We start from the raw sequence: 13,977 nt of genomic DNA, 5'->3' as shown, positions 1-13,977 counted from the left end.
GTAACAACACTCCCACAGCAAAATAACCCTAGTGTTGTAGGAAAACGGCATCACCGAGCCCACAACGAGGGAACCGGCCTCCCCTCCATCCAAATTTTCACCTAGTAACGATATTAAAAGGAGATGAATGATATGAACAGTTTAAAAGGGATTCACCATGTTACGGCGATTACGAGTAGTGCCGAGAAGAATTATGAGTTTTTCACGTATACGTTAGGAATGCGATTAGTTAAGAAGACGGTTAATCAAGATGATATCCGCACTTACCATTTATTTTTTGCTGATGATGAGGGGAATGCGGGGACTGATATGACGTTCTTTGATTTCCCGGGTATTCCTAAAGGGCAGCATGGGACAGATGAGATTTTTAAAACATCATTCCGAGTTCCGAGTGATGCAGCCATTGATTATTGGGTGAAGAGATTTGATCGTCTCGATGTTAAGCATGAGGGAATTAAAGAGGAGTTTGGCAAAAAGACGTTATCGTTTGTTGATTTTGATGATCAGCATTATCAACTTATTTCCGATGAGCATAATGATGGTGTTGCAAGTGGTACACCTTGGAAGAATGGTCCGATTCCTTTAGAGTATGCGATTACGGGACTTGGTCCGATATTTGTTCGAGTCGCTAATGTTGATTTCTTTAAACAAGTATTGGAGCAAGCGTTATTATTTAAAGAAGTGTCGAAAGAGGGAAGTCGTTATTTATTTGAAGTGGGGGAAGGCGGAAATGGTGCACAGATTGTGGTGGAGCATAATCAAGTGTTACCACGGGCTGTCCAAGGTTACGGCACTGTACACCATGCGGCTTTTAGAGTCGAGGATCGGACGGTATTAGATGAGTGGACGAAACATCTTGATTCAATGGGCTTTAATACTTCAGGATATGTGAATCGTCATTTCTTTGAGTCGTTGTATGCAAGAGTTGCTCCTCAAATTTTATTTGAATTTGCGACAGATGGACCTGGTTTTATGGGCGATGAGCCTTATGAGACATTAGGTGAAAAATTATCGTTACCTCCATTTTTAGAGGGCAAACGAGAACAGATTGAACAAGCTGTCAGACATATCGATACGGTACGAAGTGATAAAGAGTTTGAGAAAGAATATGAGGATTAATGGCCTGTACATGGAGTTGTTTATAAAGGGTTTGGGGTAAGTACCTATTTTTTATTATGTATAGTAGGTCACTCGCCCAGAACAAATCTAGACATATGCATATACTGTTAGCAGTTATTTAAAGGAGGTATATGTCTAGATGAATCATTATCATGAGCAACACTCTTATGACGGTTACCCGTCACAGTCCTATAATTATGAACCACATCAACATCATGTCACACACGTACCGACCCATTCGTATGACCCGTCAATGGTTAGAAGACCGTGGGGCGGACGTCCAGGCCGTTGGGGTGGTAGACCAGGTAGATGGGGAGGTCGCCCGGGCTTTGGGTTTGGTTATGGCTTTGGAGGACCTTTTGTAGGTGGGTTCTTAGGGGGCCTTGCAGCGAACGCTTTATTTCCTGGGGGATACGGGTACGGATATCCGCCGTATTACCCTCCTTATTATTACTATTAAGAAGGGGAAACATGACTGGACGTTCCAGTCGTGTTTTTTTGTGCTCTCTCCGGCAACATATAAGGGTTAATTCGAACGCTCAAAGGGAATAGACAATAGAAGCTGAAATAGTGATCCCCACGCTATTTCAGTTTCGACATCATGGTGGATTATGTCCTAGATTTCTCCTTGTATGGGCTATGCGTTTATACAGGTTTATAGGCAAGAAAACGGTTCGTGTCTGTGATAAAAAGGACAAGCAATGACAGTTGCTTTTTCATTTTTAAGGTAGTAATATGAAGATAACATCATCATAAAAGTTGGTAGAGAAAAAGAGAGACCACACGATATTGGGGAAGGATGCCTAATAGTAGTGTGGTCTTTTTTTGTCCTAAACTTCGGGGAGGCTGAATGAAATGAATTTTTCAAGTACGAATAGAAGCAGTATTTTAGCGAGTATGAGTCAGCAGCAATTAGACGTTCTAGTTATTGGCGGTGGTATTACTGGAGCAGGAATCGCTTTAGATGCTAGTTCTCGGGGGATGAAAATAGGACTTATAGAAATGCAAGATTTTGCAGCGGGTACATCGAGTCGTTCAACAAAGCTTGTACATGGAGGTTTGCGTTATCTCAAGCAATTGGAGGTAAGGCTTGTCGCTGAAGTAGGTAAGGAAAGAGAAATTGTGTACGAAAACGGACCACATGTGACAACACCAGAATGGATGCTTTTACCTTTCCATGAAGGCGGTACTTTTGGTAAATTCTCGACTTCGTTTGGTTTGCAAGTGTATGATTTCTTGGCTGGTGTCAAGAAGAAGGAACGGAGAAAAATGCTCACGGTCGAAGAAACGATTGCTCGTGAACCACTTGTGAACCAAGTTGGTTTAAAGGGTGGCGGTTATTATGTGGAGTATCGTACAGATGATGCTCGTTTAACGATAGAGGTTTTAAAGGAAGCGATCAAATATGGTGCTGATGCACTTAATTATGTGAGGGCTGAAGGTCTTATCTATGAAGGTGGGCAAGTGGTTGGTGCCGAGGTTCGTGATTTGTTGACAGGTGATACGGTGGAACTATATGCGAAAAAGGTCGTCAATGCAACAGGACCATGGGTTGATGATGTTCGTGAATTTGACAAATCGAAGCAAGGGAAGCAACTAAAGCTATCAAAAGGTGTGCATATTGTTGTTGACCAATCGGTCTTTCCGTTAAAACAAGCCGTATATTTTGATACACCAGACGGCAGGATGGTTTTTGCTATACCTCGTGAAAATAAAACGTATGTCGGAACAACGGATACGTTCTTTGAAGGGGATACGTCAAATCCTACGATGAGCGAGTCTGATCGTTCCTATTTGCTAAAGGCCATATCCTATATGTTTCCGCATGTGACTGTGACAGAAAAAGATGTCGAGTCTAGTTGGGCGGGGCTTCGTCCACTCATATATGAAGAAGGTAAAAAGGAGTCGGAGATTTCACGTAAGGACGAAATTTGGCAATCTGATTCTGGTCTCATCTCCATTGCCGGGGGGAAATTGACAGGCTACAGAAAGATGGCAGAGCTAACGGTAAATCTAGTTGTGAAACTACTCAAAGAGGAATATGCGGTCTTATATTCACCGAGCCAAACGAAAAACATGCCGATCTCTGGTGGGCATGTGGGTGGTTCGCACAACTATCCGGCATTTGTAAAGGAAACGATTCGCCATGGTCGGGAATTAGGCTTTGAGGAAAGTCAGGCCGAAAAACTCGTGCACTTATACGGATCCAATACCGAGAAGGTTTTTAGCTATGTCGCTGATTTTGAGCGTGAAGCGAATCATGAGTTGGATCTCGCTGTCTACGCCCAGCTTCGTTATGGAATAGAAGAAGAAATGGTCACAAAACCAATCGACTTTTTCATCAATCGAACAGGAGCCCTCTTTTTTAATATCGATTGGGTGAAAACATGGAAAGATGCCGTTATTGAGTATATGGCAGACCATTTTAGTTGGTCAAAAGAAACAAAAGTGGCATATAGCCAAGAGTTAGCAGAAAGAATCAACCAAGCTGAAACACCGAGCGATTGATTCTCACTACTACCTAGGTAACTCCAACCGATCATGCTACAATTTGGAGTGTGTGTAACAGCTGCAGTTAACGTTCTAACCATCATACTTAAAATTTTAATTCAAGTATTAGGTGGAATAGTGTCATATAGACAAACATATAATCTGATAGAGAATAGAAGAGAAACCTAAAGCAGAAGAGCCTTCTTCGTTTTAGAGATATTCTCTTCTATTTTTTTGGAGTTAAAGAAACGAATATAAAAGAAAGATTGGGAGGGTTATGTATGAGACGGTTTGCTAGTGTGATTCTATTTCTTTCATGTACGTTGCTTTTAGTAGCTTGTGGAGGTTCAGATTCAGAGGGAGGTGGCGCAGCAGTCACCTTGTATTCCCCCGAAACACCAGATATGACACGAGAAATTGCCGAGGCTTTTGAGGAAGAGACGGGTACGCCGGTCAATGTTCATTATGCAGGCACGAATGTTTTAGTGAATCAGATGATAGCGGAAATGGACAATCCTGAGGCCGATGTTTGGTATGGTGGCGGAGGTATTTTGCCGTTCGAATCAGCGATTGAAAGAGGGTTTATCCAGGCGTATACACCTGAGTTAGCTGAGAATTGGGATGTGTATCAGGATGGTATTAAAATGCGTCATGAGGACTTTAAATGGGTAGGTATGGAGGTATTTGTGCTGGGTCTTATTTATAACACAGACTTAGTTGACGAATCAGAGCTTCCGCAAACATGGGATGAATTATTAGATGAAAAATGGGCTGGCGAAATCCAAATGCCGAACCCAGCAGCATCTGGGACAGCGACCTTATTAGTGCTTAGTCAGCTGATGGATAAAGGTGAAGAGAGTGGCTGGGCGTACTTTGATGCACTGGTTGAGAATGTGAGTAGTTTCCCTGATTCAGGTGGTGCGCCAGCACAAGCAGCAGCTGCAGGAGAAGCTTCAATTGGTATTGGTTTTGATTTTATGGCTTATCAAATGAAGGATCGTGGTGAATCCGTTGACTTTCATATTCCTGCCAACACACCAGTGCTAGTTAACCCAGCTGCCATGATTGAAAATGGTCCAAACAGTGAAGGGGCCGAGCAATTGATTGATTTTATGCTTTCGCCAAAAGGACAGCAGATTAAAGCAGACTGGTTCCACATTCCGATTGATCCAAGTATAGAAGGCAAGTCGCCTTTAACATTAGATAGTTTAAAGGATAAGGCTATGGATCTTGATATTGACTGGGTTGTAGAAAACTATGACAGAATTCGAAATGAATGGCGAGAAAGATATCAATAAGCAAGGTCGGATATGAGGAGGGCGAATCAATGAGTGGTGTGAAGGTAAGAAATCTTGTAAAAAAGTATGGAAATGACGTAACAGCATTAAATCATGTCAATCTAGATATACAAGAAGGGGAGTTCTTTGCCCTTCTTGGCCCTTCCGGTTGTGGGAAAACAACAACGATGCGTTGTATTGCAGGTTTTGAGACGCCTACTTCTGGAGAAATACTCTTTAATAACCAAGTCATTAATCGATTACCGGCAAATAAGCGGAATTGTGGCATGGTATTTCAAAGCTACGCCCTGTTCCCCCATTATAATGTTTTTGAAAATGTCTCCTATGGATTAACAATTCGTGATTTTTACAATGGAAAGTTAGGGAGGAAAGTCAGCAGTTTAGCTCGTTTATTAAGCAGACGCTTAGCTAAACCGCCCAAACATATTATTGAAAAAGTAACAGAAGCCCTTGAATATGTGGAGTTGGGACATCTTGCTGAAAGAGGGACTAACGAGCTCTCTGGTGGGCAGCAGCAGCGCGTCGCATTAGCTCGAGCACTGGTGATGGAGCCTGCTGTCTTGCTCATGGATGAGCCTTTATCTAACTTAGATAAAAAACTAAGGAATACGATGAGAACAACGATTAGAAAAATCCAGCAGGACTTAGGGATTACAACGGTATTTGTGACTCATGATCAAGAAGAAGCGATGAGTATGGCCGATCGTGTCGCGGTTATGAAGGATGGTGAAATTATTCAAATGGCGACACCGACAGAGCTATACAGTAATCCTACGAATCCATTTGTCGCTGATTTTGTCGGGTCGTCGAATATTTTCGTAGGAAAACATGTCCAAAGCCAACCAGATGGCTCACTAATAAAGGTAGAGAATTTCCTGTTAAAATCAAGTTTTAATAAAGAAGAAGATTCCCTTCATGTGTTAATTCGTCCAGAGGGAATGAATGTATATGCGAAAGATTCGGCGATACAAGCAGAGAATAAAATAGAAGGTAAAGTAAAAATGCATACGTATTTGGGGGCAACGATTCGCTATGATGTCCAGGTCGGTGATCGTGAAATAGGAATTGAGAAAACATATGTACCCGGAGAACGTGTTTTTCATGACGGTGAAGAGGTGTGGGTGACGGTAGATCCAGAGAGGGTGCTACTCATATGAAAAAGAAGCGTCAACGAATCAGATCCTTTTTTTCAAGGTTTGACAGCTTATCTTTGTTGAAATGGCTAGTGGGCCTCTTTTTTATCCTGTTTCTCATCTTACCTTTACTTTCCGTCTTTATCGTTAGTTTTACTGGACAACCGGTTAATATTCTCGGTTCGCTAGTGAATATGGATATTTTACAAACGAATATTGAAAGGCTAACGAATGCCTCCTTGGAGCATTATGAAAAGCTCGTAGCGGGTGGCACGTATTATCATGCTTTAAAAAATAGTTTAATGCTTTCGTTAGGTGTTTCCACGTTTGTGATTCTGATGTGTTTGCCGATTGCTTACGGTTTTGCAAGGACGACGATGCCATTTAAAAAGGTATTTGCAGCCCTATGCACCTTACCAATCATCGTGCCTACTTTTATTTCTGCGGCTGGTTTTATTATTATGTTCGGTCGCACTGGCTGGGCTACGACCTTGTTTCAAACCTTAGGCGGCGACGGAACGATATTTAATGTGTATTCAATGACGGGGATTGTGCTCGTACAAATTTTCTTTTTTTTCCCGTTTGCTTTATGGCCAATGGTGGCAGCTTTTAAGCTAAGTGATATTTCGTTAGAAGAGGCCTCTCATAATTTAGGGGCTAAAAGCTGGTTAACGATGGCTTTTATCACATTACCACTTGCCTTGCCAGGTATTATCTCAAGTGCCTTATTAATTTTTACGGTAAGTTTTTCTGATTTTGGAACACCTATTATTCTTGCGCCTGATGGTTTAAATTTAATCGTTGTCGAGGCGTACCGTGAAATATCTGGCTTTTTTAACTGGGCAGGGGCTTCTATATTAACAGTCGTTATGGTCATTGTTGCGGCTTTCTTTTTCTGGCTCCAGCGTCTTGTCACAAAAGGAAAGAATTATGGAACACTCTCTGGAAAACCGAAGCAACTAAAACAAAACTCTAATAGATGGGTAACGACAAGTTTAGCCATTTATACAGGGATTGTTGTACTTATACCTTTACTTGCTGTTTTATCAGTAGGCGTTCAATCCTTTGCAACAACTTGGGGAGCTGATTTATTACCACGTGGATTTACGCTTGATCATTACCAGATGATTTTCAGCCGTTCTACAAATAATATAGTAAATAGTATCGTATTAGCTTTGGGAGCTTTAGTTATAAGTGTTGTCATTTCGACGCTTATTTCCTATTTCGTTGTTCGTCAAAATGCGGTGAAGCTTGATTTTATTTCTTCGATTCCTTTAATTGTGCCAGGTATTGCTTTAGGTATTGCCTTCATCCAAACGTTTAATACAGCACCATTAAAATTAACCGGAACAGCGGTGATTTTAATTATTGCTTATGCGATCCGTCGTATGCCCTATATGATTCGATCAACGATGGGAACGATGATGTCAATCAAACCAGACATTGAAGAAGCCTCCATTAATTTGGGAGCCTCTAAACTGATGTCGATCATGACCGTTGTTGGTCCATTAATGTTACCTGGTATTGCGGCTGGTTCGATTTTGGTTTTCGTAACCGTAATTAAGGAAACGTCTGTGACGATTTTAATGGCACCCTCGGATTGGGCACCGATGAGTTTGGTCGTATTCCAAAACCTCTTGAGAGGCGAGGTTTATACGGCCTCTGCGATGGCGATTTTAATTATTATCATCGTGCTCATCTTGCAATTCGTCGCCAATAAAATTACAAAAAATTCATTATATTAATCAAAATCCTTGGCGTCTCTGTCATTTTCGATAATGGAAAATAAACCATAGCATGACCTTTTCTGCAATTCCTCATACTATAGAAAAAAAGAGGAGGAGCTTAATCGTGACGGTTGTGTTCAACTTATCGGATAAAAGAAGACAGAAGCAATGGCGCTTTGAACGCGGGATACTAAGACACTTGTCACTAAAGGATTTAAAGAGGCATGTAGAGCAGCATTTTAAAGCGATCATGCCTTTCCAATTCATGGTGAATCCATTTTTAATTGACCCGGTCATGGATCTGGGGATTGATTCTTATTTGATTGGGGCGGAATTTAGTCGGTTAAGTTATTTAGGTGAAACGGATGAACAGGTTAAGGGACGTTGTGAGCTCGAGCTTCAAGAGCTTTCTCATTCCTTATTCCATATTTTATATGGCTGGTTTGATACGAGTGGCTACGGTCATGAGGAATCATTATCAATTGCAGCTGATGCCTTTGTAGACCTTTGGTGGAGCCGAGGACTGCAAGAGGGAAAGCGCCGTTATAAAATGAAGCTTCAATAAAAAGAAATGTGTGGGATGAAGGCAGAGAAGTGGCTAGTCTCGCGGGGAAAAACGGGGTGTGTGGCAATTCGGCAGTGAAAAGAGTAGTCAATGCGGGGAAAGGATTATGAGCCGCAATGTAGCCTGAAACGGAGTAGTCAATACGGGGAAAAGGCAGAATCCGTGGTAAAGAAGCTATGAAAAGAGCCGCCAATGCGAAGAAAAGCGAAATACTCGGCAATAGAGCCGTGAAAACAGCCAGCAAACAGATGCAGCGTAAAGTACAACCAACAGCAAACACTGCTGTGCGCAGCAATGTTTGCTGTTCCAACAATGAAATTCACTGAATTCCAAAATGATCTTCATAAATTTAAGCCAGTCCCAGTATATATAGAGAGAGGAAAGGGACAGGGGGTCATGGTGTGAAGGCATCAGTGAAAAGATGGCTAAAGGGAGCTGCATTTGCGATTGGAATTGTGGCATTGTTATACATTGTACAATTTCAATTTATGAGTAATGATTCTTGGTCAACTTGGAGTTTGCCATTGTCTGGAAAAGTGATTGTTGTTGATCCTGGTCATGGCGGTATTGATGGAGGAGCAACCTCAAAGGACGGGGCATTAGAAAAAGATATATCATTAGAAATTGGCTTTATTCTGCGAGATTATTTACAAGAAGCAGGGGCCATTGTATTAATGACACGTGAAGAGGATGTAGATTTAGCAGGAGAAAACACTCATAAAATTCGTAAAAGAAAACAAGAGGACTTAAAGAGAAGAGCAGATATCATAAATGAATCGGACGCTGACCTCTTTCTCAGCCTGCATTTAAATGCGATACCATCTCCGAAATGGAGTGGAGCACAAGTTTTTTATCAAAAAGCGACGCCAGGAAATGAAGAGTTAGCGAAGTTTGTCCAAGATGAATTAACAAGAAACTTAGAAAATACAACAAGGGTTGCTAAGCCAATCCAGAATGTATATTTACTAAAGCATGCTACCATAACTGGTGCACTTGTCGAAGCTGGATTTTTATCAAATCCTGAAGAAGCTGAATTATTAACGAAACCTAAGTATCAGGAAAAAATTGCAGCATCGATTTATCAAGGGGTCATAAGGTATTATACGGATGAAAAGGTGCCAGTACCATAAACCAATCAATAAAGCCTATTGCGGTTAGAAACCGAGGTAGGTTTTTTTGAATGTGATTAAGTGCAAGCGTTTACGGCTTCGTCTTTACGTATGCTATACTAGATATGAGAAAGAAGTATGGGAGAAGGATGGTGTTCGTTGTGTTATCAGAGTCAAAAGTTAGAGATGCGTTAAGTCACGTCAAGGATCGAGACTTAAATAAGAGCATCGGTGAAACAGGTGGAATCCGTGAGGTTAAAATAAATGACGATAAAGTAAGCGTCAAACTTGCGTTAGCAAAAATGGGTTCAGGCTCACAAATGGAAGTACAGCAAGAGGTTGTGAATATTTTAAAAGGTAATGGTGCTGCTTCTGTTGGGCTTCGCTTTGATCAGTTAACAGAAGGGGAAATCGAAGCCGCTGGTGGATTCCCGAAACCAAAATTTGAAGGGCCTGCTTTATTGGACCCTGATAGTCCAACCACCTTTATTGCCGTAACGAGTGGAAAAGGTGGAGTAGGTAAATCAACGGTTTCCGTTAACTTAGCGACATCACTCGTTCGTTTAGGGAAAAGAGTGGGAATTATTGATGCCGACATTTATGGCTTTAGTGTACCTGATATGATGGGTATTGAAGAGCGTCCACAAGTGAAAGCTGACCGTATTTATCCCGTTGAACGTTTTGGTGTTAAAGTAATCTCTATGGGCTTTTTTGTCGAAAATAATGCTCCTGTTATTTGGCGTGGACCTATGCTCGGGAAAATGATTAATCAATTTTTCGCCGATGTTGAATGGGGAGAGCTCGACTATTTAATTTTAGACTTGCCGCCTGGAACGGGGGATGTGGCATTAGATATTCATACGATGCTCCCACAATCTAAGGAAATTCTCGTAAGTACCCCTCATGCGACAGCAGCTTTTGTGGCGGCACGTGCTGGGGCAATGGCGATTAAGACACACCATGAAATTTTAGGTGTGGTTGAGAATATGTCTTATTTTGAAAGCGAAGTATCGAATGAGAAGGAATATGTTTTCGGACGAGGTGGTGGAGAACGTCTGGCTGAAGAGCTAAAAACCGCTTTGCTTGGACAAATTCCACTTGGACAACCTGCCATTGATGAGCACGATTTTGCCCCTTCTATTTATGAAGAGGAAAGCAAAATTGGTTCGATTTATATGGAAATTGCCAAACGAGTCATTGATAAAACGAAATAAGTAAATCATTGTTCATTTGAACGTGAAGGAAAACCGCTCCATTTAAACGGGCGGTTTTTATATTTGGTCATTATTCATTTTCTTTCTCTTCTGATTTAGACTCTTCCTCTGAACCACCACCGCCACTACTCTCTTCTGATTCATCCTGTTTCTCCAGCTGTTCTTCGGTTACTTTTGAAAGAATTTCATTCACTTTGGCTATGAAGTAAGGACTTTCAAAGGCTTCTGCCATAATATTCATGGTTTGCTCACGGTATTCTTTCGCTTTTAAAAGTTCGAGGATTGAGTTTTGTACATCCTGGTCCTTCATAATATCCATCATCATTTGTTGGTATTCGGGGTCCTTCATTAATCGTTTTAAAATCTTTTCATTTTCTGCTTGCATCGTTTCAGCGAATGTTTTGGCAAATTCGGGGTCTTGCATCGTTTCTTGCCAGTATTTTTTTCCTGTATCGGATGTTAACGTTTCTTGAATCGTCTGTCTTACAAATAAATTATCCATGACTAAATCATGACGATACTCCTCCTCCGTCATAATTTCATGGATAGCTTTTTTTCCATCGTCGGTTTTAAGCATATCGACCATCATTTTTTTCGTACTGTCGTAATCTGGATTATTGCCATTTTCCGCAGCAGCACAAGCGGTTGCTAGGAACAAAATCAAACAGAGAACAAGTGATTTATGAAGTAGCTTCATTCTCGTTGCTCCTTTCCTTCATTTTGTCATTAATTTGAGACATTTATGAAGAAATTATGCATGTTCCTTAAGATAATGTGGTAATTACTATTTAAATTTTATACAATTAGAAAGAATGTACTGAGTAGATGGAGGATACGTCGTGAACAGTAGAAAAGTAGTATTTTTATTTATCTCTACCTTATTGGTAGGTTCTATAAGTGGTACGATTGTTGGTATTTTTATTCGATCCGAGATTTTATTTGGAGAAGGGTTTGCGAATTTATTTTTTGGTTTAGTCTGGATATTTGGTATTTCTGCAGCGTTTGCTTTAATCGCCCAGATGGGCTTTTTCGCTTATTTGACGATACATCGTTTTGGACTAGGGATATTCAAATCGGCCAAGCTTTGGAATGCGGCTCAGGTTGTCATTATTGCCTTCGTTTTATTTGATTTAGTATACTTTAGGTATATTGCTTTTGCCGAAGCGAATGAAACGATTTTCCATTATATGGTCATGCCATTAGCCTTTTTATTATACGCGATGTTTATTGCTTACTTAAAAGCAAAAGATACAAATAAAGCAACGTTTATTCCTGCTTTATTCTTTATGTATGTAGTAACAACGATAGAGTGGGTACCTGCCTTATTAAATAACGATTCACAGTGGCTATGGTTATATTTAACGCCATTAATTTCTGCGAATACATGGCAATTGCTCATTTTACATCGTCTTCAAAATAAAGATGATGGAAAAAGTAAAGTCGGTAATCCTAATTCAAAAGTAGAAGCTGGACATATAAGAACAGCGAAAAAGAAGAATAAAAAAGGTCAAGCGAAGAAATAGTGCTTGGCCTTTTTTATATGAAAGTTGATGCTGATACTCATGTTCAGAGCGGAAATCGTCGCTACCGAAAATCATACTCCGCGTCCTGTGGGGTGGCGCTGAGCTAATCGGCTACGCCGCTGGATCTCAAGCTTTCGCCACTACGTCCCACGGGAGTCTCCGCATGTTTTCGTCCGCTGGGTTACTGCTAATTCTCAAGTTAACAATCCCTCTAACACCATTCATTTAAAATGAAAACGAACAAAGTCTAATTGAATGAAAAGCCAACAGTTTAAGAGCAAAAATATACTTTCATCTTTGATGGTGGCGAAGTGAACTGGCTTCTCAATGGGCGTTTTATATGAAGTTATTGAATTTCTTCACTCGAGGATTTGGCATTTTCCATCATCTGCTCTACCGATATAAAGGAGAAGCCTTTGCCTTTCAGTTCTTTTAAGACAATTGGTAAAGCTTCATGTGTCTGTTTGGCGGAGTCAGAGGCATGGAAAAGTAGGATGTCACCGGCAGTCGTTTCACTCAAAGTATTTTCTACGATTTTCTCAACACCTGGGTTCGTATAGTCTTTTGAATCAACACTCCAATGGATTATACTTAAACCTTGTTTATCTGCTATTTGAAGGATACGTTTATCAAAATCACCATTAGGAGGTCTAAGTAGCTGGGGCGATTGACCAGCAAGATCACTTAGGACCCTTTTACTTGTCTGCATGTCCTGATTGACTTTATCATCTTCCCACTTCGTATAATCTTTGTATTGGTAACCATGGCTGCCAATAATATGTCCATCATCAACGATTTGCTTCACAATGTCAGGATAGCGTTCCGCCCATGAGGCCGATACGAAAAACGTGGCTTCTTTCATATTGTTCTCTTTTAATACTTCTAAAATTGGTCCTACCCGTTGATCGCCCCAACTTATATTAAAGGTAAGAGCAACTTGTTTTTGCTCAATTTCCGCTCTGTAAAAAGCTTGTGGCCCTTCCGAAGTGGAAAAGACAGGTAATTGAGTGCGTTCTACATACAAAAAGAGTGCGGCCATTAAGGCGGTAAGGATAATAATTGAAAATGACTTGATTCGTTTTGCAGAAAAGACCCAAAAGACATTCACTAGAACTCCCCCTCACTTTTTCCTAATCCATCTTTATTCAAAATAGGGACAAGATATGAATAAAAATTAGCGAGAAAGAAAAGAATTGTAAGGGTACCATTTTTTTCATGGAACATAAATTAGTATTGTAACTATTAGTCGAGTAGAGGTGTCGTGGATGTTGGGGTTTTTATTGACAACAAAAGAAGTACAAGAAGTCGAGTATATGTTAAAGAGAGAACTAGAAGAAATCTTACTAGACTTAACAGATCCGAGGATTGACCATGTCGTTAAACATGCAATGGAAGAAAAATATGAAATTGTTTATGGAATATTTAAAAGGATTGTATCTCCAGAAGAGAGACTTAAGTATGCATTACCTAAAGCGAAAAGAGGTTTACAATAAAGAAATGATAGGCTCTAACAAGAATATAATGAAGTCGGTGGCATTTCATTCATTTTGAAGCTGCCGATTATTTTTTTTATAAAAAGAGAAAAAAGGTATTGCGTCACTACAAATATGGTGGTATATTAATTCTTGTCCCAAAAAGGACAGCAAAAAACTTTTTAAAAGTATTGTTGACAGCAACTGATGCTTTTGATAGTATTGTAAAAGTCGCCACTAAGCGACGCAAGTTCTTTGAAAACTGAACAAAAGCCAAGCGAATTAAAGAGATACAAGGTATCTCGTCAATTGTTAGTCACATTTTCT

At 40.4% G+C, this 13,977-nt stretch carries 13 protein-coding genes; 11 read left to right on the top strand and 2 right to left on the bottom strand.

Annotated features, from left to right (window positions below):
• The first annotated feature begins 132 nt into the window (after positions 1–132).
• From PQ479_RS19660 to PQ479_RS19620, 9 genes are all read left to right on the top strand, one after another.
• Positions 133–1,119, top strand: a complete 987-nt coding sequence (locus PQ479_RS19660) for a ring-cleaving dioxygenase (protein ID WP_047990197.1) — start codon at positions 133–135, stop codon at positions 1,117–1,119.
• A 139-nt stretch (positions 1,120–1,258) separates the two neighbouring features.
• On the top strand, positions 1,259–1,579 hold the full coding sequence (locus tag PQ479_RS21960; protein ID WP_420535566.1) for a hypothetical protein: 321 nt from the start codon (positions 1,259–1,261) through the stop codon (positions 1,577–1,579).
• A 395-nt stretch (positions 1,580–1,974) separates the two neighbouring features.
• A complete protein-coding gene (locus tag PQ479_RS19650) occupies positions 1,975–3,627 on the top strand; it encodes a glycerol-3-phosphate dehydrogenase/oxidase (RefSeq protein ID WP_047990198.1) in 1,653 nt (550 codons plus the stop codon).
• Between the two features lie 263 nt (positions 3,628–3,890).
• Positions 3,891–4,907, top strand: coding sequence for an ABC transporter substrate-binding protein (locus PQ479_RS19645; RefSeq protein ID WP_047990199.1), 1,017 nt, complete (start codon positions 3,891–3,893; stop codon positions 4,905–4,907).
• A 29-nt stretch (positions 4,908–4,936) separates the two neighbouring features.
• A complete protein-coding gene (locus tag PQ479_RS19640; RefSeq protein ID WP_047990200.1) occupies positions 4,937–6,064 on the top strand; it encodes an ABC transporter ATP-binding protein in 1,128 nt (375 codons plus the stop codon).
• Positions 6,061–7,785, top strand: a complete 1,725-nt coding sequence (locus tag PQ479_RS19635) for an ABC transporter permease (RefSeq protein WP_047990201.1) — start codon at positions 6,061–6,063, stop codon at positions 7,783–7,785. The genes PQ479_RS19640 and PQ479_RS19635 overlap by 4 nt, the downstream gene beginning before the upstream one ends.
• A 106-nt stretch (positions 7,786–7,891) precedes the next feature.
• Positions 7,892–8,332, top strand: coding sequence for a DUF2521 family protein (locus PQ479_RS19630; RefSeq protein ID WP_047990202.1), 441 nt, complete (start codon positions 7,892–7,894; stop codon positions 8,330–8,332).
• 413 nt (positions 8,333–8,745) lie between these two features.
• Complete coding sequence (gene cwlD, locus PQ479_RS19625; RefSeq protein WP_047990213.1) at positions 8,746–9,462, top strand: N-acetylmuramoyl-L-alanine amidase CwlD; 717 nt, start codon at positions 8,746–8,748, stop codon at positions 9,460–9,462.
• A 140-nt stretch (positions 9,463–9,602) separates the two neighbouring features.
• Entirely contained in the window at positions 9,603–10,655 is a 1,053-nt protein-coding gene (locus PQ479_RS19620) for an Mrp/NBP35 family ATP-binding protein (protein ID WP_047990214.1), read from the top strand.
• Between the two features lie 70 nt (positions 10,656–10,725).
• On the opposite strand, the gene gerD is transcribed toward PQ479_RS19620, so the two are convergent.
• Entirely contained in the window at positions 10,726–11,352 is a 627-nt protein-coding gene (gene gerD / locus PQ479_RS19615; RefSeq protein WP_047990203.1) for a spore germination lipoprotein GerD, read from the bottom strand.
• A gap of 142 nt (positions 11,353–11,494) precedes the next feature.
• Between gerD and PQ479_RS19610 the strand changes: the two genes are divergently transcribed.
• Complete coding sequence (locus tag PQ479_RS19610) at positions 11,495–12,178, top strand: KinB-signaling pathway activation protein (protein ID WP_047990204.1); 684 nt, start codon at positions 11,495–11,497, stop codon at positions 12,176–12,178.
• A gap of 346 nt (positions 12,179–12,524) precedes the next feature.
• Here the strand turns inward: PQ479_RS19610 and pdaB are convergent, their stop codons facing one another.
• A complete protein-coding gene (pdaB, locus tag PQ479_RS19605) occupies positions 12,525–13,286 on the bottom strand; it encodes a polysaccharide deacetylase family sporulation protein PdaB (RefSeq protein WP_047990205.1) in 762 nt (253 codons plus the stop codon).
• Between the two features lie 157 nt (positions 13,287–13,443).
• Here pdaB and PQ479_RS19600 point away from each other — a divergent pair, with 157 nt between their 5' ends.
• Positions 13,444–13,671 carry a hypothetical protein gene (locus tag PQ479_RS19600; protein WP_047990206.1) on the top strand — a complete coding sequence of 76 codons (228 nt, stop codon included), beginning with the start codon at positions 13,444–13,446 and terminating at the stop codon, positions 13,669–13,671.
• Positions 13,672–13,977: the final 306 nt, after the last annotated feature.

It is taken from the genome of Alkalihalobacillus pseudalcaliphilus, from assembly GCF_028610675.1.
Classification (GTDB): Bacteria; Bacillota; Bacilli; order Bacillales; family Bacillaceae_D; genus Alkalihalobacillus; species Alkalihalobacillus pseudalcaliphilus.
The sequence above is the reverse complement of the archived record's forward strand: the minus strand, read 5'-3'. Positions and strand labels throughout refer to the sequence as shown.